Consider the following 22,086-nt stretch of genomic DNA (forward strand, 5'->3'; position numbering starts at 1 on the left):
ACGGTCTCCCTGTCGTGGTGTTGGGGGACAGTTCACCGGCCGATCATGGAACGGGCCTCGGACCCGTCTGTGAGTTGTCTGGGCCTGCTGTGAGAACGGGTGGCGCCCGGCGATGCCGGCCCTCCGCATGTTTCGACCGGACATGGCTGGTCAGGAGCGGCGGACTCCCTCGTCTAGCCTGAGGACATGCCCTTCCAGACCCCCCTGGCGGCCGACGTCACGCTGCGCGAGCTCAGCAAGGACGACGCCGCGGCAATCGCCGACGCCTACCTGCGCAACCGCGAGCACCTCGCCCCCTGGGACCCCGCGCGGCCCGAGGAGTTCTACACCGAGGAGTGGCACAAGGAACGCCTGTGGGCGCAGGTGGTGGAGAACTCGACGGGCCGCGCGCTCTACACCGTGCTCGAGTCGGACGGCGCGATCGTGGGCCGGCTGAACCTCACCGACGTCGTGCACGGCGCCTTCGAGAACGGGCACCTCGGCTACTGGCTGGACGGCCAGTTCACCGGGCGGGGCCTGATGACTCGCGCCATCGAGGCGCTCGCGAACCACGCGCGGGACGAGGTCGGCCTGCACCGCCTGCAGGCGGCGACGCTGCCGCACAACGAGGCGTCGCAGGCCGTGCTGACCCGGGCCGGCTTCGAGCGGATCGGCTTCGCGCCCGCCTATCTCAAGATCGCCGGGAAGTGGCAGGACCACGTCATGTTCCAGCGGATCCTGCACGACTGAACGCACGACTGAACCCACGGCTGAGCCCGGACGGCCGATCGGTCACCCCCGGGCCCAGGCGGTGCGACACGCCGCCGTCGGGCCTCTTTCGCCCCTGTCAACAGGCGCGACGCCCTGACCTGCGGTACACAAGGGTGTACGACCGAGGCCACAGGGGGTGGGGCAGCGGACGAGTAGCCCGCGGGCCTGCCCGCGGGTGCCTGATGCCCGGGGATCCCGGGCCCCGACCGGGGGGAGACCACCATGGCAAGCATCCACGGGAGCTCGTTGTCGATCGCACTCCTGACAGCCCTGCTCGATCCCGAGGAGGAGGGCCTCAGATCACCTCACGTCCAGGACCTGCTGCAGGAGGCGCTCGAGACCCGCGAGGACGCGCGTGACGTGATCGTCGCGCTGCTCGCCTCGTCCGGCTCGATGCTGCGGCAGATCAGCCACCACAACGAGCAGGAGCCGCTCGAGTCCCTGCAGAAGGTGGCCCTGGGCTTCCAGCGCAAGGTGGTCCAGCTGCCCGGCTGAGTCAGCGTTCGGCCAACCGGGCCGCCGCCGACTCGGCGTCCCGCAGCACTCGCAGCGCGTTCCCGCTGGTCAGCTTGCCGAGGTCGATGTCGGACCAGCCGTTGTCCGCGAGCGCCGCGAGCAGGCGCGGATAGCCCGTGACGTCCTCCAGGCCTTCCGGCAGGGCGGGCGTGCCGTCGTAGTCGCCGCCCAGGCCCACGTGGTCGATACCGGCGGCCTCGCGTACGTGCTCGACGTGCGCGACGACGTCGGACAGCGTGGTGCCCGGCTGCGGGTGCTCGGCCCGCCACCGCTCGATGAACGGCTCGAACGCGCCGATGTCGGTGCTCCTGATCCCCTCAGCCGCGGCGGCCTCCGCGCCCCCGGCCCGCCACTCGGCGACCGCTGGCGAGACGAACTGCGGCACGAACGTCACCATGCAGACGCCGCCGTTGGTCGCGAGGGCGCCCAGGACGTCGTCGGGCACGTTGCGGGGGACGTCGCAGACGGCGCGGGCGCTGGAGTGGCTGAAGATCACCGGGGCCGAGGTGATGCGCAGCGCGTGGCGCATGGTGCCCGCCGAGGTGTGCGAGAGGTCCACGAGCATGCCGAGGCGGTTCATCTCGCGGACCACGTCCTCGCCGAACGACGAGAGGCCGCCGAGCACCTCCTCGTCGGTACCCGAGTCCGCCCACGGCACGTTGTCGTTGTGCGTGAGCGTCATGTATCGCACGCCGAGCGCGTACAGCATGCGCAGCACGGCCAGGGACCCGTCGATGGAGTGGCCGCCTTCGGCGCCCATGAGGCTCGCGATCCGCCCCCGGGACCACGCCTGCTCGACGTCGGCGGCGGTCAGGGCGAGCTGGAGCGAGTCCGGGTACTTCTCGACCAGCCGGTGCACGCAGTCGATCTGTTCGAGCGTGGCCGTTACCGCCGCTCCGCCCTGGAGCCGGGTGGGCACGTAGACGGACCAGAACTGGGCGCCCACGCCGCCTTCGTGCAGGCGCGGCAGGTCGGTGTGCGTGGTCGTGAGCCGCTGCGCGATGTCGACCGCGTCGAGGTCGTAGAACGACTGCTCGCGCAGCTCCCACGGGAGGTCGTTGTGCCCGTCCCAGACGGGGTGCTTCTCGAGGAGCGCGGTGAGGCGGTCTGCGGTCGTCATGCGGGCGACGCTACCGCGCCGCCGCCCTGATCCTTCTCAGCCGCTCGTGGACCTCGTACGTCGTGAGTGCCTCGCCCGCGTGCCGCACGAGCCGGGACGTCCGGGGGTCGATGTACTCCAGGTCGCCGGACTCGCTCGCGACCGTCGTGTACCCCGCCTGGGCCTCCGTCACCTGCCGCGACGTGGCCGAGCTGTCGAGCAGGCCTCCCGCGGAGACACCCACGACGGCGATCCCGCACGGCAGGAGTCCCCAGGCCCAGAGCCCCCGGTCTACCGCCAGGAGGGTGACTACCGAGACGGCGGCTGCTATCCCGATCACCGTGCAGACGAGGGAGTGCCTCGACAGCGCGGCCTCGGACCGGCCGGGGAGCAGGTCTCGCCTGATGTCCGGGTGCCACTCAGCCGACAAGGTGCCTCCAGGATCGCGCCGTCGGGCGAACAGGTCGGACCTGCAGGTCACCTTCAGTGACCTGCAGGTCCGACGGTGGCAGGTCAGCTCACGCGCTGCCAGGTGCAGTTCGACGTCTCGAACCCGGTAGCGGTGGACGGCAGCGTAATGGTCAGCGCCTCCGTCGTGCTGCCGCTCGACACGAGGTGGCTCTGGTCCTGCTTGCCGATGAACTCCTTGATGATCGCGTAGTAGCAGCTCCCACCGTCGTCGTCCGCCGGCCCGGTCGTCACGTAGGTGCCACGCTGGAGCTGGTCACCGAGCATGTACACGCCGTTGTTGAACGTGCGCGTCCTCGGCTCCGTCATGCCCGAGTAGTACTTGGTCCAGGAGCCGCAGCTGTCGGACCAGAAGTAGTAGTCGGTGGGCTTCACCGTGGCGATCCGCTGGCCGTAGCCGAAGTCCCGGCCCCACACGACCGACTCGGACCCACGCTCCCAGCTGCAGAACCGGGTGCCTGCCTGTGCGACATAGGTGCCCGCGGGAACGCTGTCGCTCCCCACGAGGTATCCCCCGTCCGCGGGGATCGCCGTGGCCGGCTTGCCGACGGCGGCGGTGGGCCCGCCCGAGCGGACGGCGGTGGCGTACCCGAACTTGCGGGCGGTGACCACCACGGAGATCTTCTTGCCGAGCTGCGGGCCCTTGACGGTGTACGTCGAGCTGGTCGCGCCCGGGATGGGCACGCTGTCGGCGAGCCACTGGTAGGTGAACGTGGGCGAGGGCCGCCACGTACCTACCTTGGCCGTCAGCTTCGCCCCGACCCGCGCGGTGCCCGAGATCGTGGGCGTGGGAGACGCCGAGAACTTGGTGTCGACCGTGGAGTGGGCCGAGGTCACGGACTTCGTGGAGATGCCGGGGCGCTTGCCCGTCACCGTGACGGTGAGCTTGCGCCCCTCGTACGACGCCGGGATCCGGAACGTCGAGCTCGTCGCACCGGAGATGTTCCGGCCGTCGACCTTCCACTGGTAGGTAGTGGTGGTGCGCGCCGGCGTGGCCGGCGGCGCGACCGCCGAGACGGTGGCGCCTGGGTAGGACATCCCCGAGATGCGGGGTGCGGCCATGGAGAACACGCCGTAGTCCACAGTGACGGCGGGGCTGGTGCGGGTCTCGGACACGTAGCCCGCGCGCTTGCCCGTGATGGTGACGGTGAGCTGCTTGCCGCGGTGCGTGCTCGTGGGGACGAACGTGAAGGCGGTGGCGCCCGAGATCGGCGCGCCGTTCGCGAACCACTGGTAGGTGAACGTGGTGCCGGAGGTCCACTCGCCCGACTTCGCGTAGAGCGTGGTGCCGACCTTCGCGGTCGGGCTGATGGTCGGGTCGCTGGAGGCGAGGTTGCCGATCGCTATCGGCTCGCTCGGCTCGCTGGTCACGGCGGTCGGGAGGTAGCCGTCGGCGGAGCCGACGACGGTCACGGTGAGCCGTGCACCGAGGTCCGCCGGCTGGGGCTCGTAGGCGAACCTGTTCGCGCCGGAGATCATCTGGCCGTCGCGGCGCCACTGGTAGGTGAACGTGGCGGCCGGGTCCCAGACCGGATCTGTCCCGACGGCCAGCAAGCCGTCGACCGTCGCCTCGAGCACGTCGATCACCGGCGCGGGCGTGCTGGTGAACTGCTGCCCCTGGGCGAGCTCGTACGCCGCGAGGACGTTGAGCTTGCCCTCGCCCCAGACGTTGTTGTCGTCGTTGGTGCCGCCGCAGGTCGTGTTGCCCACGTTGGTGGCCGAGTCGTCCAGGATGGCGCGGGTCGCGGGGACGTTGCCGATGAGCTCCGGCACGGCGTCCCACAGCAGCGCGACGGCGCCCGCGACGTGCGGTGCGGCCATCGACGTGCCGGACCACTGCTCGTACCCGCCGCCGGGCACCGCGGACCGGACGGTCTCGCCGGGTGCGGCGATGTCGGGCTTCACGGTGCCGCTCTGCCCGGGGCCGCGCGAGGAGAACGAGGCGATCGTGCCCGACGGCGTGAACGCGCCCACCGAGTAGGAGGCCTGGCGCGACCCGGGGCTGCCGGACGTCTCGCAGCCGAGCTCGCCGTCGTTCCCGTTGGACCAGGTGCTGAAGATGCCCGCCGCTTCCCAGGCGGCGATGACGTCCTCCATGAAGGGGTCGGTCGACAGGGACAGGCCCCACGAGTTGTTGATGACGTGCGGACGCAGGGCGGGGTTCACGTCGGTGCCGTCCCAGCGGGTCGGCGCCAGCAGCCACTGGCCAGACGCGATCAGGGTCGAGTCCAAGCAGTTCCCGGCGCAGCCGTTGGTCGCGATCCACTGCGCGCCGGGCGCGACGCCGATGTTCATCTCACCGTCGTCGGTGCCCACCATGGTGCCCATGGTGTGGGTGCCGTGCCCGTTGTTGTCATATGGGTAGTTGCCGCCTGGGTCCAACGAGTTGTACCAGTTGTAGTCGCTGTCACCCGACTCGTAGCCTCGCCACTGCGGAGCCAGAGCCGCATGGTTGCTCACGCCCGTGTCCAGGCCCGCGACGACCACACCATCGCCGGTATAGCCCAGGCCCCACATGTCGTCGGCATTGATCGCCTTGATGCCGTACGTGGAGTTCGCGGCGGCGTTCGGCACGGCGCCGTCCGTCGTCTCCGGCTCCTCGAGCGCGTGCCGCGTCGTCGGCCGGACCTCCAGGACCTCCGCGTCCGCCGCGAGGTCCGTGGCCAGGTCGAGCGAGCCGTCCTCGACCAGGATCGCGTTGGTGGCCCAGTACGAGGTGTACTCGGTGCCGGACTCCTCGAGGGCGGCGACCGCCTCCTTCTGGGAGGACTCGGCCGCCGCGAGGAGCGTCTCGTACACGTACTCGCCGCGCTCGGACCAGTTCGTGATCCCCCCTGCCGCCGACAGGTCGGTCTCGCCGGCGAACCGGAGCCAGAAGTCGGTGGTGTCCTGAGCCTGGAAGGCCCGGGTGGCGGCGGGGGTGATCTTGTCCGCCGGGTCGACGACGCCGGGCGCCACCTGGACGGCAGCGCTGCCGGGCCGGGTGGCGGGTCCGCCGTCGGAGGCGGGGTCCGGGGCGGCGACCGCGGCGGCGGGGGACGCGAGGAACGCGACCGCCGCCGCCGATGCGACGCTCCGGGACACGAACGTGCGACGAGGCATATGTGCACTCCGAAGAGGTGGATGAGGTGCCCAGTCACGGGCGGGAGCCCAGCCGTTTCCGGCGGGGAAGACAGCCGCACACTAGCCGCCGGACGACCCCGATACCGCGTAAATTGCCGGAAATCACCCGCCCCGATCGGCGGGCGGTGAACCGGCGGGAACCTCTACCTCAGCGCCGCCCGCGCAGCTTGTCGATGTCGCGCCGCTCGCGCTTGGTGGGGCGACCCGCGCCGCGATCGCGCAGCCCGACGGCCTCGCGCTCGACCCGCGTCGGCAGGGCCGGGCTGTGGTCCAGGTACGCCTTGGCGGCGATGGGCGCGCCCACGCGCTTGAGCAGCAGCTCGACGACCTCGACGTCGCGGTCCCGGAGCGGGTCGCGCCACGTCACCCGGTCGCCGACGGCGACGGACGCCGACGCCTTGGCGACCTTGTCGTTGATGCGGACCCGGCCGCTCCGGCACAGCTCCGCCGCGACCGACCGGCTCTTGGTCAGCCGCACCGCCCACAGCCAGACGTCGATGCGCATCGGCCCATCCTCCCACCGCCCGTCCCCTGGTTGAGTGCTGGGTACCTGCGGGTTTCTGGACCCGAAGCCCACAGATACCCGGCACTCGACGAGGCCGGGGACGGATCAGGTGGTCGAGACCTGGACCCACCGCTCGTCCGCGGTCGTCACCTCGTGCACTTCGCCCGTGATCGCGACCACCTTGCGTGCCGCCGCCGGAGCGGCAGCCTGGACGCCGTTCGGCGCGTCGTTCGGCTCGTCCAGGTCGGCGATGCCCTCCGCCACGACCCTGACAACGCTGTCGGCCGCATGCGCGCCGACCCACACCTCGACATCGCCGGGCTCGACGATCCGCACCATCTTGCGGTCGCTGAACGCGAACCGGGTGGTCGGCACGTCGAACGTGACGGTCGTCGACTCCCCCGGCTCCAGCGCGACACGGTGGTAGCCGAGCAGCTGCGCGACGGGCCGCGCGACGGACCCCAGCACGTCGTGCCCGTAGAGCTGCACGACGTCGGACCCGCTCATCCCGCCCGTGTTCGTCACCGACACGACGGCGCGGAAGGTGCCGCCCGCCTCGACCGACGGGTCCACGGAGACCAGCTCGCGCGCGAACGTCGTGTACGACAGGCCGAACCCGAAGGCGCGCAGCGGCGTCGAGTCGGTGGACGTCACCTCGGACGCGCCGCCGAGGATCGGGTGCAGGTACGAGTACGGCTGCGAGCCCGTGGAGCGCGGGAGCGACACGGGCAGGCGCCCGGAGGGGTTCACCCGGCCCGAGATGACGCCCGCGAGGGCGGTGCCGCCCTCCTCGCCCGGGAAGAACGCCTGGAGCACGGCGCCGGGCTTCCTGCCCCCGGCCGCCGTGCCAGGGGTGTCGAGCGCCCAGCCGATCGAGTACGGGCGGCCGGTGAGCAGCACCATCACGACGGGCTTGCCCGCGGCGAGCACCGCCTCGACGAGCTCGCGCTGCACGCCGGGCAGCTCGAGCGACTCGCTGTCGTTACCCTCGCCCACCGTGCCGCGGCCGAACAGCCCGGCCTGGTCGCCCACGACGACTATCGCGACGTCGGCGGCCTCCGCCGCGGCGACGGCGGCGGGGAACCCGGAGGTGTCGTCGCCCTCGACGGCGCAGCCCTGCGCGAACGTGAGCTCGGGCGCGGACAGGCCCGCCCGCTCGAACTCGACGGCGAGGGCCTCGGTCACCGACGGGATCTCGAAGCCCGCCGGGACGCCGGGGTGGTGCGCCAGCACGTGGTTCGCGAACGAGTAGCAGCCCATGAGGGCCTCGGGACGCGTCGCGTTCGGCCCGATCACCGCCACCCGGGAAGGCCTGTCGTGCCACGAGCCGAGCGGCAGCACGCCGTCGTTCGAGAGCAGCACCACCGACTCCTCGGCGAGGCGCCGGGCCACGTCGCGGTGCGCGGGCGAGTCCAGGTCGACGACGGCGGGCGGCGCGTCCTCGTACGCGTCCGGCTCGAGGAGACCGAGCTCCTCCTTCTGCTTCAGCGCGCGCAGCACCGCCCGGTCCACTATCTCGACCGGCACGGTGCCGTCCGTGACGAGCGCGGCCAGCGGCTCGAGGTAGGCGTCACCGGACGGCAGCTCGATGTCGACGCCCGCCTCCAGCGCGGCAGCGGCAGCCGCGCCCCGGTCGGCAGCTATCGCGTGCATGACGGTCAGGAACGCGACGCCGAAGTAGTCGGCGACCACTACGCCGTCGAACCCCCACTGCTCGCGGAGCAGCTGGGTGAGGTACTCGCCCGACGAGTGCATCGGCACGCCGTCGACGTCGTTGTACGAGGCCATGACGGAGCGCACCCCGCCGTCGCGCACCGCCATCTCGAAGGGCGGCAGGTAGACGTCGGCGATCTCGCGCGGGCCCGCGCTCACCGGGGCGTGGTTGCGCCCCGCCTTGGACCCGGAGTAGGCCACGAAGTGCTTGAGCGTGGCGTGCACGCCCGCCCCCTGCAGCCCGCGGACGTACGAGGTGCCGACCGTGCCGACGAGGTACGGGTCCTCGCCGATGCACTCGTCGACCCGCCCCCACCGGGGATCGCGGACGACGTCGAGCACCGGCGCGAGCCCCTGGTGGATCCCGAGCTCCCGCATGGACTCCCCGATGAGGCCGCCCATCTCGGCGACCAGCTCCGGGTCGAACGACGCCCCCCACGCGAGCGGCGTCGGGAAGGTGGCCGCCTGCCAGGCCGCAAGGCCCGTGAGGCACTCCTCGTGGACCAGCGCGGGGATGCCGAGGCGCGTCTCGCGCTTCAGCCTCCGCTGCTCGTCCCACAGCCACGCCGCACGCTCGGCCGGGTCGACCGGCCGTGTGCCGTACACGCGGGTGTAGTGCCCCAGGCCGTGCCTCGTGATCTCCGGGAGCGTCGTGGAGCCCTGACCGCCGGCCATCTCGCCCTGCATCGGTGCCACGACGTTGCCGCCCTGGTCCAGCCAGTACCCGACCAGCTGGGCGAGCTTCTCCTCGAGAGTCATCTGGGCGTGCAGCTCGTGCACGCGCTCCGACACCTCGGGCATCGCCCGAAGCGCCACCGGCAGCTCCGTCATCGAAATCCTTTCCTGACCTGCTTGTATGACCCTGCTTGAAACGTGGCCTGCGTGAATCGCGGGGCGCGGAGCCGCACCCCTGGGGTCACCCCTTGACGGCCCCCGTGAGACCGCCGACGATGCGCCGCTCGAACAGCGAGAAGAAGATCAGCGCGGGGATCATCGACAGCGACGTGAACGCCAGCACCCGCGCCGTGTCGACCGAGTACTGGGAGGCGAACGCCTGGACACCCAGCGGCAGCGTGTAGGAGAGCTCGTCGTTCAGGATGAACAGCGGCAGCATGTACGAGTTCCACGACGCGACGAACGCCAGGATCCCGGTGGTGATCACGCCGGGCAGCGACAGCGGCACGACCATCCGGAAGAAGAACCCGATGCGGCCCGCGCCGTCGATCGACGCGGCCTCCTCGATCTCCTTGGGGATGGCACGCAGGAACGGCACCAGGATGATGATCGTGGTCGGGAGCGCGAACGCGATCTGCGGCAGGACGATGCCCCCGAGGGTGTTCATCAGGCCGAGGTCGCGGATCAGGATGTACAGCGGGGTGATCGCCACCGTCATGGGGAACATGAGGCCCGCCGCGAACAGCGAGTACATCGCTCCGTTCAGCTTGAAGTCGTACCGCGCCAGCACGAAGCTCACCATGAGCCCGAGCGACACCACGCCGAGCGTGGTGAGGATGCCGGCGATCGCGGAGTTGGCGACCTGGCGCCAGAACACCCCGCTCGCGAGCACGCTGAGGTAGTTGTCGACCACCCAGGGGCTCGGCAGACCCGACGGGTCAACCGTGATCTGCGCGTTCGTCCGGAACCCGCCCACGATGATGTAGAGCACGGGGGCGATGCAGACCCCGACGAAGAGGAACGCGACGACGTAGGTCATCGGGCTGCCCCAGGCGACCTTCGGTATCCGGCGGAGCTTCTGCCCGGCCGATGTGGGGGCGTCGAGCAGCGTCGCCATCAGTTCTTCCCTTCCGTGAGCGCGCCCTCGGTGTCCCGGCGCAGCACGTAGCGCTGATAGACCAGGGCGATGACGAGCGAGATCAGGAACAGCACGACGGCGACCGCGTTGCCGTAGCCGAAGTTCCCGGCCAGCCGCCCGTTCAGGACCATGTAGGTCGCCATCGTCGAGGTGCCTGCCGTCGCGGAGACGTACTGGCCCCAGATGATGTAGACGAGGTCGAACAGCTGGAGCGAGCCGATGATCGACAGGAACGCCCAGATGCGGATCGTCGGGCCGAGCAGCGGCAGCGTGATGGTGCGCTGGATCTGCCAGTACGAGGCGCCGTCGATCGAGGCCGCCTCGGAGAGCTCCTCGGGGATGCTCTGCAGGCCCGCGAGGAACAGGATCACGGCGAAGCCGATGTACTTCCAGCTGATGATGATCATCAGCGACCAGAGGGCGATCCTGGGGTCGGACAGCCAGTCGACGGCGAGGAACCCCAGGCCCAGCTTGTCGAGCAGGTCGTTCACCGCACCCGAGGTCTGGAGCATCAGGCTCCAGCCGGTGCCCACGATGACCTCCGAGATCACGTACGGCACGAAGATCAGGACGCGGATGATGGACCGGCCGCGGATCTTCTGGTTCAGCAGGAGCGCCAGCGCCACTGCCGCGGGCCCCTGGATGATCAGGGACAGCACCACTATGTAGCCGTTGTGCAGGAGCGCCTCGTGGAAGGCCGAGTCCTGGAAGATGACGAGGTAGTTGTCGAGCCCGACGAACTCCGTCGGCGGCCCGTAGCCCTTCCAGCTGAAGAAGCCGTAGTACGCCGCCAGGAACACGGGGAAGATGACGAACGCGAGGAACACGACGATGGCGGGGCCCGAGAGCAGGGTGATCTCGAGCGTCTTGCGCCAGTCGGTCTTTCTGCCCCGCCGCGGCCGACGGGCCGGGGACGACGTCTGCACGTCGCCCCCGGTCACCGAAGGACCCTCAGGCGAGGTCGTCACGGCTGAGTTCTCGCCCAGGGAGTGAGTCATCTGAGTCGTTACTCCATCGCCGCCGCGGCGTTCACGGCGTCGACGATGCTCTGCGGGTCACCGTCGCCGGCCAGCAGCTCGACGACGCTGCCGTTGAGCGCGTTGCCCACGTTCTGGCCGTACAGCGTGTCCAGCCAGACGGAGACGTACGGGGCCGCGTTGTAGGCCTCGAGGACGGACTTGAGCGCGGGGTCCGTCACGACGCTCTGCGCCTCCTTGCTGGCGGGCAGCGTCACGAACGCCTCCGCGTACTTCTCCTGGTACTCCTTCTGCATGAAGAAGTTCAGGAACTCGGCGCACTCCGGCGGAGCCTCGACGAAGCAGGAGTAGCCGTCCACGCCGCCCATGAACGCGGCGGGGTCGCCGGCGCCGCCGTCAGTGGCGGGGAACGGGAACCAGCCGAGGTCCTTCAGCGGCTTCTGGTCCGGGGTCAGGCCCGCGATCACGCCCGGGTTCCACGCGCCCATGAGCTCCATGGCGGCCTTGTGGTTCGCGATGAGACCCGCCGAGGAACCGGCGCCCTGCTGGGCCGTCGCGGTGAGGTAGCCGTCCTGGAACGGCTCGGTGGCGGACAGCTCCTGCAGGTCCTCACCCGCCGCCAGCCAGCACTCGTCGTCGAAGCTGCGGGACACGGCGGCCGCCTCGAGGGTCTCCTGGGAGCACTCGCGGAGCGCGAAGAAGTAGTACCAGTGCGCGGCAGGCCAGGCGTCCTTGCCACCGAGCGCGATCGGGGCGATGTCGGCGGCCTTGAGGTCGGACACGACGTCGTCCAGCTCGGCCACGGTGGTGGGCGTCTCGGTGATGCCTGCCTCGTCGAAGAGGTCCTGGCTGTAGTAGATGCCGCCAGGAAGGATCGAGGTCGGCATGCCGTAGATCTTGCCGTCCACGGTGAGGGCGCTGAGGCCCGCGTCGCCGACGGCGGCCTTCGTGGCGTCGTCGATCGTGTCGGTGAGGTCCATGATCTGGCCGGCCTCGACGACGTCGGCCAGCTTGCCGCCGCCGCGCGCCATGAAGATGTCCGGTGCGTCGCCCGAGTTCAGGGCGGTCTGCAGCTTGCCGTCCATGTCCTCGTTCTGGATGGACTGGACCTCGATCGTCACGCCGGGGTTGGCCGCCTCGAAGGCGGCGACCGTGTCCTCCCAGTAGGCCTTGCCCGGCCCGGTGGTGGAGTTGTGCCAGAAGGTCATCGTGACGTCGCCGTCCGATCCTCCCTCACCGCTGCCGCCCGAACAGCCCGCGGCCAGCAGGGCAACGGTGGCGCCCAGGGCAAGAGCGCCCGCGGCCCGCGTTTTCCTCATCATTGTGGAACCCCTTGTAGGTCGTCATCGACGGTCGGCAGGAGCCTGCCGTTGACGGACTACGGGTCCGTCGATCAGGAGCCTCGCAGGACGGTCACGGTCAAGTCAAACGGTTTCGATATCGATTTCGAAACGGATCGGCCCGACAGACACACCACGTTGCCCGGATGTACTGTCTCTTCCGTGCACAGTGGGACAGGCCTACCCGGGTCCACCGCCGGACCGGGTGACAGCGTGACGAACGGTCCGGAGGCCCCGGAACCGTTCGCCACACAGGAGCGCGCGACCGGCCGCGCCACCATCACCGACGTCGCGCGCGTTGCGGGCGTGTCGGTCGCCACCGTGTCCAAGGTAGTCAACGGCCGGTACGGGGTGGCCGCGGCCACCGCCGAGCGGGTGCTCGGCGTCGTCGCCGACCTCGGGTACGAGTCGTCCCTCGTCGCGCGCAGCCTGCGCCGCCGGCAGACCAACGTGATCGGCGTGCTCGTGGCCGAGTTCGAGCCGTTCAGCACTGAGCTCCTCAAGGGCATCTCCGCCGGCATCACCGGCACCGGCTACGAGCTGCTCGCGTACTGCGGCGACGCCGGGCGCTCGGACCACGTGGGCTGGGAGCGCCGCTCCCTGTCCCGCCTCGCGGGCACCCTGATCGACGGCGTCGTCATCGTCACTCCCACCCTCGCCCTCCCGGTGCACGAGGGCGTCCCGATCGTCGCCATCGACCCGCACACGGGGCCCACGGGCCCGGCCACCGTGGACTCCGACAACCTGGGCGGCGCCCGTACCGCGACCGAACACCTGATCGGCCTGGGCCACACGCGCATCGGCTACCTGGGCGGACGCGCCGACCTGGAGTCGGCCCGCCTGCGCGAGCTCGGCTTCCGTGAGGCGATGCAGGCGGCGGGCCTCACCCCGGACCCGAGCCTGGTGCTGGAGGGCGGCTACCGCCCGGACCGGTCCGACCGCCCTACGCACGACCTGCTCGAGCGCCCGGACAGGCCGACCGCGGTCTTCGCCGCGAACGACCTGTCGGCGATCCACGTCATCGAGGTGGCCCAGGAGCTGGGCCTGCGCGTCCCGGAGGACCTCTCGGTCATCGGGTTCGACGACGTCCCGGAGGCCGCCGGGTCCACCCCGCCCTTGACGACGATCGCGCAGTCCCTGCACGAGATGGGTGCCGAGGCGCTCCGCATGGTCATCGCGATGCTGGAGTCGGGTCCTTCGGCGGGCCACCACACCCGCCTGCCCACCCGCCTGGTGCAGCGCGCGAGCACGGCTCCCCCGGCGGCCGCGTAACCAGGCGGCCGCCTGACCAGGCGTGCGGGTCAGCCCGGCAGCAGCGCCGGCAGGACCGAGGCCACCAGGCGCTGCCCCAGGCCGGGCTCGTCGACCCGCCCGTCGCCCCAGAACGTGACCAGGAACGCCTGGTGCAACGCCGCGCCCACGAGCAGGCGGGCCACCGCCTCGACATCGGCGTCGGCGCGCACCCGTCCGGCCGCGCGTTCCGCCTCCAGGTAGGCCTGCAGCCGTAGCTGCGGCGTCTGCGGACCGGCCCCGTGCGCCGCGATCGCGTCCCGGTGGCGGGCGAGGAGCGTGCTGCTGGAGAAGATCGAGGCCGAGATCGGGAAGCTGTCCACGTAGAAGTCGAGCAGCCCGGAGACGAACCGCGCGAGGTTGGCCTCGACGGTCGCGGCGCCGACGGCGTCGTCGGGCAGGGCGAAGCCGGGCAGGCGCTCCTGCAGGACCGCCATGAACAAGCCCTGCTTGTCGTCGAAGTGGCGGTACAGCAGCGCTTCCGAGCAGCCGGCCGCGCGCGCGATCTCCTTGGTCGTCGCGTGCGCGACGCCCTGCTCGCGCATCACCAGCGCCGCCGCGTCGAGGATCCGCTCCCGTGTGCTCATGGCAGACATTCTCGCCCCGTTCCCTTGACCTGCTGTCATACCCCGTGGCACGGTGTTAGTAAGTATTCACTCACACGCCGTCGAGCACCGCCCATACCCCAGGAGATGCCATGAAGATCGCTGTCGTCGGAGCGAGCGGCCGGACCGGCCGAGAGCTCGTCCGCGTCGCCGCCGCGGCCGGCCACGAGGTGGTCGCCGTTGTGCGCGACCCGTCCCGGCTGCCGGACCCGCCCGGCGAGTTCCGGGTCGCCGACGCGTCCGACGTCGCCGCCCTCGCCGCCGCGTTCGCGGGCGTCGAGGCCGTCGCGAGCTGCCTCGGACCGGTGCCCGGCGAGTCGGCGCACGTCCTGCGCGACGGCGTCACCGCCGTCCTCGCCGCCATGGACCGCGCCGGCGTGCGCCGCCTGGTCGCGATCAGCGCCAGCGGCTGGGTGGTCGACGGCGACGACCCGCTCTCCCGCTACGTCGCCAAGCCGATCCTGAAGCGGGCGCTGGCCACGACGAACGCGGACCTGGAGGCCATGGAGCAGGTGATCCGAGCCAGCCACGTCGACTGGACGATCATGCGTCCGCCACGTCTCCAGGACCGGCCCGGTACCGGTCGCTACCAGGCGCGGCGGGACGGGAACGTGCGCTGGGCCTGGACGATCGCCCGGCCCGACCTCGCCCTGGCGATGCTCGACGCCGTGACCGACCGCACCGCCGTCGGGCAGGCGATCTCCGTCGCGGCCTGACCCGGGCGCCCGGCCCCGTCAATATTGCCTCGCCGCCCGACGGCGGGCCGGGCACCCTGGTCGTATGACCTCCCCCAGCGGCTCCGCGCCAGAGCCGACGACGTGGCGCATCCTCGAGGTGACGGCGGTGCCCTCGACGGACCACCCCGACGCCTGGGCGTACCGCGGCATCGCCGCCGTCGACCATGCCGTGGAGATCGCTACCCGCGGCTACGACGACCTCGCCCGCACCCTGCAGCAGGTCGTCAGCGGGATGCTGCACCAGGAGTACGCGCACAAGCAGCGGTTCGTCGCGGTGCTCGACCGCGCGGACGGAGGCACCCCGACCGCCGACGACGTGATCGGGTACGGATTCCTCGCGTTGACGCGCGAGCACAACACGCATACCGCCGACGTCTACGTCGGAGTCCGGCCGGACCACCGGCGCCGGGGCATCGGGACCGCCCTCGCCGACCGGGCTGAGCAGGCGGCCGCCGACGCCGGCCGGACCACGTTCTTCACCTGGTCGGCGTCGCCCCGTGAGGCGGCCGAGGACGAGGAGGCCCTGGTACCGGCGACCGGCGTCGGCCGGCTCCCCGCCTCCGCCGCGGGTGGCACCCGGTTCGCGCTCGGCCGCGGGTACACGATCGAGCAGGTGGAGCGCATGTCGCGGCTCGACCTGCCGGTGGACCCGGGGAAGCTGGCGGAGTTCGAGGCGGAGGCGCGCGCGAAAGCCGGCGACGACTACCGGACGCACACGTGGGAGGGCATCCCGGAGGACTGGCACGACGGGTATGCCCAGCTCATGACCCGGATGTCCACGGACGTGCCGCAAGGCGAGCTCGACTTCGGCGAGGAGACCTGGGACGCCGAGCGTGTCCGGGTCTACCTCGCGGACCGCGCCGACAGCGGCGAGCGGCTGCTGACCACTCTGGTGGAGCACGTCCCGTCCGGCGAGGTCGCGGGCGGCACCTCGTTCCTGCTGCTGGACGGCAAGCCGTCGTTCGTGTTCCAGGAGGAGACGATCGTGCTGAAGTCCCACCGCGGGCACCGGCTCGGGATGCTCGTCAAGGCCGTGAACCTGCGCGAGCTCGCCGCCCGGTACCCGCAGACCGAGCGCGCGCACACGTTCAACGCCGAGGAGAACGCGCACATGCTGGGCATCAACGTGGCGCTCGGGTTCCGCCCGTCGGGCGCGGAGGCCGCGCTCCAGAAGCGCCTCTGACCCAGAGGTTCGCGTAGCCCACGCCACAAGTCACGCACGTTCTACGCTACGGATCCCGCATGCGGCGGGATCAGCGCTTGCGCAGGCGGCCGGCCAGGCCCAGCACCTTTCCGGCCGCTCGGGTGGCCAGGCCGCCGGTACCGTTCGCGACGTCGAGCAGCTGGCGCACCTGCCTGTGCGTCACGCCGGAGCCGGGCTGGTACGGGAGCCGTGCCAGGGGCATCGCCATGGTCATGGTCATGACGTCGTCGGACAGGCCGGTCGCCTTGAGCAGCCCCGTGACCGTCGGGCCGATGACGCGGTGCGCCATCGCCTCGCCCACCGAGCTCTCGGGGGTCAGCGGCGCGACGAAGGCGTCCGCCGGCACCTGCACCTCGGCGGTGACGCGGAGGTCGCGGCTGGAGGCGCCCACCTCGACGCGGTAGGTGCCGCCCTCAACGAGCCACCGGTCGGCGCGAATGTCCCAGTACGCGAGGTCGTCCCGCGCCACGGCCAGCTCCACCTCCCGGGACTCGCCCGGCGCCAGGTCGACGACGGCGAACGCGGCCAGCGCGCGCGGAGCCCGCGGGACCGCGGAGCCGGGCAGGGACACGTAGCACTGCACCACCTCGCGGCCGGCGACGCCGCCGGTGTTGGTGACGGTCACGCGGGCGGTGAGGCCGCCGCCGTCGGGCGTCACGTTCCCGCTGGCCACGCCCCCGCCGCTGGTCGAGCGTGTCGAGACCACCAGTCCCGCGTAGGCGAACGTCGTGTACGAGAGGCCGTGGCCGAAGGGGAACTGGACCGCCATGTCCCGCGCGTCGTACCAGCGGTAGCCCACGAAGATGCCCTCGCCGTAGGTGACGCGGAGGCCCGTGCCGGGGAAGCTCGTCCAGGCGGGGGTGTCCTCGATCCGAGGCGGGACGGTCTCGGCCAGCCGGCCGGACGGGTTGACGCGGCCGAACAGGACGTCGGCCATGGCGCCGCCGCCCGCCTGGCCCAGCAGCCAGCCCTCGACGATCGCGGGCACGCGGTCCGCGAAGCCGGACAGGCGAACCACCGAGCCGTTGGACAGCACCACGACCACGCGCGGGTTGACCTCCAGCACCCGGTCGAGCAGGTCGAGCTGGGCCGCCGGGATCTCGATGTGCTCGCGGTCGCGGCCCTCCGCCTCGGCCGACTGCGGCAGGCCCGCGAAGAACAGCACCACGCCTGCGCCCCGTGCCGCGGCGACTGCCTCGTCGGCGAGCGCCCCGGTGTCGTCGCCGGCGGCGGCCCTGGCCCGCCGCTTGCCGGCGGTCGCCCCCGCCTTCCCGCTTGGCGCGCCCGTCGAGTCGAGCTCGTACCCCGGCGCGAAGACGACGTCGGTGGCGGAGTCCCGGATCGCGGCGAGGGCGTCGTCGAGCTGGGTCGGGACGATCTGGGACGAGCCCGAGCCCTGGTAGCGCGGCGTACGGGCGAGCTCGCCGATCACGGCCAGGCGAGTCTGCGGGGCCAGCGGCAGCAGGCCGCCGTCGTTCTTGAGCAGCACTATCGCGCGGCACGCGGCCTCGCGGGCCAGGGCGTGGTGGGCGGCGTCGTGCCAGGCCTCGGGGTCGTGGCCGCGTTCCGCGAGCGGCGCCGCGCCTCCGCGCGCCGCCGGGTCGCGCGCGGCCTGCGCCGCGAGCGCCAGGGCGACCACGCGGGCGGCCGAGCGGTCGACGTCGGCGAGGTCCAGGGAGCCGGACTTCACGGCCGCGACGATCTCCTTGACCCGGCCCTCGCCGCCGCCGGGCATCTCCAGGTCCAGGCCCGCGCGGATGCCGGCGATGCGGTCGTGGACGGCGCCCCAGTCGGACATGACGAGGCCCTCGAAGCCCCACTCGCCGCGCAGGATGTCGGTGGTGATGCGGCGGTCCTCGCCGGTGTGCGTTCCGTTGATGCGGTTGTACGACGACATGAGCGTGGCGGGCCGCGCCCTGGTGACCACGCGCTGGAAACCGCGCAGGTAGATCTCGCGGAGGGTGCGCTCGTCGACGTCGGCGGAGACGCGCATGCGTTCCGTCTCCTGGTTGTTCGCCGCGAAGTGCTTGAGGCTCGTGGCGACGCCCTTGCGCTGGATCCCGGTGACGAGCGCCGCGCCGATCTCGCCGGCGAGCAGCGGATCCTCCGCCACGTACTCGAAGTTGCGCCCGCACAGCGGGCTGCGCTTGATGTTGATGCCCGGGCCGAGCACGACGTCGACGTCGCGCCGCCGCGCCTCGGTCGCGACGGCCTCCCCCACCCGTTCGACCAGGCCGACGTCGAACGTGCTGCCGAGCGCCACCGCCGGTGGGAAGCACGTGGCCGGGACGGCGCCCTCGATGTCGCCGACGTCGGCGTCGAGCCGGCGCACGCCGTGCGGGCCGTCCGAGAGGTAGACCGGCGGGACACCGGGCGCCTCGGCAGTGGTCCAGAACGAGGCCCCGGACAGGAGGCGCGCCTTCTGCTCGAGGGTGAGCTTCCGGACGATCGCCGCGGGGGCAGCTGCGGTGGCGACTGCGGCGTGCGCGAGCGGCTTCTTCGTCATGCCGCCACGCTAGCGGTGGCCACCGACAAGCGCCCCGCACCACAGCCGCGCCATCCACGCTTCAGGTCCCGCGCCGCACAAAAAGCCGTGCGCGTCCCGCGTCCCGGGAGCACGCTTGGCTCCATGACCTCAACCTCGGCAGTACCCGCCCCGACGACGTCGGCGTGGCGGCTGTTGGACCCGCCGCACCCGTCCTCGATCGACGACCCCGACGCCTGGGCGTACCGGGGTATCGCGGAGCTGCACGAGGCGGCGGAGACCGCCGACCTCGGGAACGCGGACAGCGCGCCGACGCCACTCGGGATCCTGGTGTCGATGAACAACCAGGACTACCGGCGCAGGCTGCGCCAGGTCGCAGTGGTGGACGCACCCGACGGGCCGCGGGTGGTGGGCAGCGCTCTCCTGAACCTCTTCGTCCGGTCGAACCAGGAGCTGGCGATCGGCGCCGTAGTGGTGCACCCGGAGTACCGGCGGCAGGGCATCGGCACCGCCCTGACCGAGTGGGCGCGCAGCACCGCGCGTGCGGAGGGCCGGACGTCGGTCCTCGCGCCCGTCGACTTCGGGCCGGAGGGGGCCGGCCGCGAGACGCTGGCGCCGGCGTCGGGCATCGGCGAGGTCTCCGCCGACCTGCCGGGCGTCCGCCTGGCCCAGAAGCTGGGCCTGACCCTGCAGCTCGTGGAGCGCCGGTCCCGGATCGACCTACCGGTCCTGCCGGAGGCGGTGTCTCGTTTCGAGGCCGAGGCGCGCGCGGCCGCGGGCGACGCGTACCGCGTGCACACCTGGACCGCGCCGACGCCGGAGGAGTGGATCGAGCAGTACGCCGCCCTCGAGCAGGCCCTGGTCGACGACGAACCGCGCGGCGGCCTCGACATCGAGTCCGACGTGTGGGACGTGGACCGGATCCGCGGCGAGGAGGCGGCGATCGCCGCCAAGGGCGACCAGTACGTGGTGACGGCGGCCGAGCACGTGGCCACCGGCGAGCTCGTCGCGATGACGATGCTGATGTGGAACGACCTCAGGCCCGACCACACCGACCAGCAGGCCACGGTGGTGACCAAGGCGCACCGCGGGCACCGGCTGGGCATGCTCGTCAAGGCCGTGAACCTGCGCGAGCACGCGCGGCTGCGCCCCGACACCCGGCGCATCTACACCTGGAACAACGAGGAGAACCCGCACATGCTCGCGATCAACATCGCGCTGGGGTTCGTCCCGGCGGGCGGCTCAGCGGAGTTCCAGGGCCCGCTCTGAGCTGACCTCCCGGCCCTGGTCACAGGACCGGGCCGGGAGCCCCTGTCAGAGCAGCTCCGGCGTCAGGTCCGGGCCGGTGCCGAACGCCTCGTCGGCGTCGAACGGGTGCACCGGGCCGCCCAGGTTCGTGTGCCGCAGCCGGAGCAGGTCCTGGTCCACGCCGCCCGGGGTGAGCATGAGCATCCAGTCCTCGGCCATGTCGTACAGCTCGGTCTCGAGGTTGCCGATCTTCACCACCACGACGTCGGTGCCGCGCGGGTCCAGGCCGATCGCCGTGAAGTCCGACTCCAGGTGGTACGGCCTGCGGCGTTCGGTCAGGACCACCTTCAGCCCGCCGACCGCCACCACGCACACGGCCCCCGCTACCGGGTCGTCCGCGCGGACGTGCTCGACCACGCCCCGCAGCGTGACCGGCCCGTGCGGGCCGTCGTCGACCCGCGCGCCGGCCTCCACCTCGACGAGGGCGCCCACCCCGGCGTCGGCCACCGCGCGGGCGGCCTCGGCGTCGGGCAGGGAGGCGTAGATCGCGGTGCGGCCGCCGTCGGCGGGCGGAGCCGCGAAGGCGGGCTCCACCAGGAGCCGCGCGAGGGTCCAGGTGACGTCGCCGGCGCCGCCGGCCATGGGGTTGTCGCCGGAGTCGGACAGCACGAACGGCCGGGCGTCGCTCGCGAGCACCGCCGCCAAGCACTCCTCGTAGGTGCCGGCCGGCGCGACGAACGCGAACTCGTCGCGCGCGTCCCAGTACCGGCGGGCCAGGCGTTCCGCCTCCCGCACGATCACCGCATCGGAGTCGCCCATGACAACGACGGTGGCCCGGCAGCGCGGCTCGTCCGCCCACGCGTACCCGACCCAGACGGAGGCGTCCAGCACGCCGTCCAGCGCCCCGACCCGCGCCACGTCCTCGTAGATGCCCTTGGCGGGCTCCAGCCGGGTGCTCGCCTTCTCCCCCGGCAGCAGCACCGGGACCTGCACCCATGCCTTGCGCGGCCGCCCCGCCCCGTCGATGCGGCGCAGCAGGTCGGTGGCCGCGCGCTCGCGTGCCTCGTCGTCGTCCTCGTGCGGGGCCATGCGGTGGCAGGCGATGAGGTCGACGGTCGTGGCGAGCTCCCGCGACACGTTGCCGTGCAGGTCCATCGACGCGGAGACCAGGCAGTCCGGCCCGACGGCGGCGCGCACCGCCCGCGCGAGGTCCGCCTCCGCGTCGGTGTACCCGAGCACAGCCATGGCGCCGTGGATCTCGAGCAGCACCCCGTCGAACGGACCCTGCGCCTCCAGCGCCAGGCCGATCTCGGTGCGCACCGTCTCGTAGACGTCCGCGGGGACCGCTCCGCCCGGGAGCGCCCCGGCCCGCAGGATCCCGACCCACTCGGCCTCCCGGCGCAGGGCCGCGCCGTCCCGGAGGAACGGGTACCGCCGGACGAGCTCATTGCCGCGCAGAAGAGTGAACGCCTCCCAGCCCGAGCGGTGCGGGGAGAACGTACTGGACTCGATGGCCATGCCGCAGATCGCGATCCGCGGTCGATGGTGGGTACGGGTCACGCGCGCAGTGTAGGCGCGATGAGTTACGGCTCTGCGCCACGGTTCACCAGCACGGCTCACGCATCGAAGTCATGGTCTCCGTATTCGACGTAGCCCCGGTCGATCAGCTCGTCCTCCAGCTCGTCCTCGTCGAGGTCATCAAGCTCGTCGAGATCGTCGAGCGGGCCGTCGCCAAGCAGCACGTAGTCGCCTTCTTCGGCCCTCTCGCCGACGAGCGGCGGCACACCAGCGCTGTCCCAGTCCACGGTTACGTCGACGGTGCCGTCGAGGTCGCCGGCGAACATCCTGTCGCCGAGCTCGGCAAGCACCGTCTTCACCCTGTCCGGATCATCAGTGCCAACGGCGTAGGCCGTCGAGCCGCCCGGGCCGCGGAAGGCTATGTCCGGATAGCCGGCAGCTCGGACCGTGACGAACGGGTGGAGGTCGATCGAGCTCACCCGTCGCCCCCTCTGGTACACGTCCAGGGCCAGATCCGCGCCGGACTGGAACAGGAGCCAGGTGTTGCCGGGGTCTTCGAACTCGAGATCCAGGGCGGCCATGGCCTGGTCGAGGCTGCCGCGGATGTGATGCGCATCCTTGCGAGCCGCGCCGGGTGCGACAGCAAACCTCACGTCGTAGAAGCTCTTGGGTGTCATGGGCGGGATCCTAGGGAG

At 71.8% G+C, this 22,086-nt stretch carries 18 protein-coding genes; 6 read left to right on the top strand and 12 right to left on the bottom strand.

Annotated features, from left to right (window positions below; translation table 11 throughout):
- Window positions 1-186 precede the first annotated feature (186 nt).
- Together C8K30_RS13985 and C8K30_RS13990 are read left to right on the top strand one after the other, a co-directional pair.
- Window positions 187-729, top strand: coding sequence for a GNAT family N-acetyltransferase (locus C8K30_RS13985; RefSeq protein ID WP_108493494.1), 543 nt, complete (start codon window positions 187-189; stop codon window positions 727-729).
- Window positions 730-972: 243 nt separating this feature from the next.
- On the top strand, window positions 973-1,245 hold the full coding sequence (locus C8K30_RS13990; RefSeq protein ID WP_108493495.1) for a hypothetical protein: 273 nt from the start codon (window positions 973-975) through the stop codon (window positions 1,243-1,245).
- 1 nt (window position 1,246) lies between these two features.
- Here C8K30_RS13990 and C8K30_RS13995 read toward each other — a convergent pair whose 3' ends face one another.
- From C8K30_RS13995 to C8K30_RS14030, 8 genes are all read right to left on the bottom strand, one after another.
- Entirely contained in the window at window positions 1,247-2,386 is a 1,140-nt protein-coding gene (locus C8K30_RS13995; protein ID WP_108493496.1) for a dipeptidase, read from the bottom strand.
- A 10-nt stretch (window positions 2,387-2,396) separates the two neighbouring features.
- Window positions 2,397-2,795: a hypothetical protein gene (locus C8K30_RS14000; protein ID WP_146197471.1), complete on the bottom strand. Its 399-nt coding sequence runs from the start codon at window positions 2,793-2,795 to the stop codon at window positions 2,397-2,399.
- Window positions 2,796-2,878: 83 nt separating this feature from the next.
- Entirely contained in the window at window positions 2,879-5,935 is a 3,057-nt protein-coding gene (locus tag C8K30_RS14005) for a S8 family serine peptidase (protein ID WP_108493498.1), read from the bottom strand.
- A gap of 169 nt (window positions 5,936-6,104) precedes the next feature.
- Entirely contained in the window at window positions 6,105-6,461 is a 357-nt protein-coding gene (locus C8K30_RS14010) for an RNA-binding S4 domain-containing protein (protein ID WP_108493499.1), read from the bottom strand.
- A gap of 105 nt (window positions 6,462-6,566) precedes the next feature.
- A complete protein-coding gene (locus tag C8K30_RS14015) occupies window positions 6,567-9,005 on the bottom strand; it encodes a glycoside hydrolase family 3 N-terminal domain-containing protein (protein ID WP_108493500.1) in 2,439 nt (812 codons plus the stop codon).
- A gap of 85 nt (window positions 9,006-9,090) precedes the next feature.
- The gene (locus C8K30_RS14020; RefSeq protein ID WP_108493501.1) at window positions 9,091-9,966 is read right to left on the bottom strand and encodes a carbohydrate ABC transporter permease; all 876 of its coding nucleotides are present in this window, start codon (window positions 9,964-9,966) and stop codon (window positions 9,091-9,093) included.
- Window positions 9,966-10,985: a carbohydrate ABC transporter permease gene (locus C8K30_RS14025; RefSeq protein WP_108493502.1), complete on the bottom strand. Its 1,020-nt coding sequence runs from the start codon at window positions 10,983-10,985 to the stop codon at window positions 9,966-9,968. Before C8K30_RS14025 ends, C8K30_RS14020 begins: the two co-directional genes overlap by 1 nt.
- An 8-nt stretch (window positions 10,986-10,993) precedes the next feature.
- Entirely contained in the window at window positions 10,994-12,283 is a 1,290-nt protein-coding gene (locus C8K30_RS14030; protein WP_369940038.1) for an extracellular solute-binding protein, read from the bottom strand.
- Between the two features lie 183 nt (window positions 12,284-12,466).
- On the opposite strand from C8K30_RS14030, the gene C8K30_RS14035 reads away from it, so the two are divergent.
- Window positions 12,467-13,576, top strand: a complete 1,110-nt coding sequence (locus tag C8K30_RS14035; RefSeq protein ID WP_108493504.1) for a LacI family DNA-binding transcriptional regulator — start codon at window positions 12,467-12,469, stop codon at window positions 13,574-13,576.
- Between the two features lie 29 nt (window positions 13,577-13,605).
- Here the strand turns inward: C8K30_RS14035 and C8K30_RS14040 are convergent, their stop codons facing one another.
- Complete coding sequence (locus C8K30_RS14040) at window positions 13,606-14,181, bottom strand: TetR/AcrR family transcriptional regulator (protein ID WP_108493505.1); 576 nt, start codon at window positions 14,179-14,181, stop codon at window positions 13,606-13,608.
- A 110-nt stretch (window positions 14,182-14,291) separates the two neighbouring features.
- Here C8K30_RS14040 and C8K30_RS14045 point away from each other — a divergent pair, with 110 nt between their 5' ends.
- Both C8K30_RS14045 and C8K30_RS14050 read left to right on the top strand, forming a co-directional pair.
- Window positions 14,292-14,915 carry an NAD(P)-dependent oxidoreductase gene (locus C8K30_RS14045; protein ID WP_108493506.1) on the top strand — a complete coding sequence of 208 codons (624 nt, stop codon included), beginning with the start codon at window positions 14,292-14,294 and terminating at the stop codon, window positions 14,913-14,915.
- Window positions 14,916-14,979: 64 nt separating this feature from the next.
- On the top strand, window positions 14,980-16,119 hold the full coding sequence (locus C8K30_RS14050) for a GNAT family N-acetyltransferase (protein ID WP_108493507.1): 1,140 nt from the start codon (window positions 14,980-14,982) through the stop codon (window positions 16,117-16,119).
- Window positions 16,120-16,189: 70 nt separating this feature from the next.
- Here the strand turns inward: C8K30_RS14050 and C8K30_RS14055 are convergent, their stop codons facing one another.
- Window positions 16,190-18,646, bottom strand: a complete 2,457-nt coding sequence (locus tag C8K30_RS14055) for a glycoside hydrolase family 3 C-terminal domain-containing protein (RefSeq protein ID WP_108493508.1) — start codon at window positions 18,644-18,646, stop codon at window positions 16,190-16,192.
- A gap of 123 nt (window positions 18,647-18,769) precedes the next feature.
- On the opposite strand from C8K30_RS14055, the gene C8K30_RS14060 reads away from it, so the two are divergent.
- The gene (locus tag C8K30_RS14060; protein WP_108493509.1) at window positions 18,770-19,894 is read left to right on the top strand and encodes a GNAT family N-acetyltransferase; all 1,125 of its coding nucleotides are present in this window, start codon (window positions 18,770-18,772) and stop codon (window positions 19,892-19,894) included.
- Window positions 19,895-19,939: 45 nt separating this feature from the next.
- On the opposite strand, the gene C8K30_RS14065 is transcribed toward C8K30_RS14060, so the two are convergent.
- Both C8K30_RS14065 and C8K30_RS14070 read right to left on the bottom strand, forming a co-directional pair.
- A complete protein-coding gene (locus C8K30_RS14065; protein WP_108493510.1) occupies window positions 19,940-21,433 on the bottom strand; it encodes a M81 family metallopeptidase in 1,494 nt (497 codons plus the stop codon).
- Window positions 21,434-21,489: 56 nt separating this feature from the next.
- Entirely contained in the window at window positions 21,490-22,068 is a 579-nt protein-coding gene (locus C8K30_RS14070) for a hypothetical protein (protein WP_108493511.1), read from the bottom strand.
- Window positions 22,069-22,086: the final 18 nt, after the last annotated feature.

Origin of the sequence: Promicromonospora sp. AC04, from assembly GCF_003058225.1 — a bacterium.
GTDB lineage: Bacteria > Actinomycetota > Actinomycetes > Actinomycetales > Cellulomonadaceae > Promicromonospora.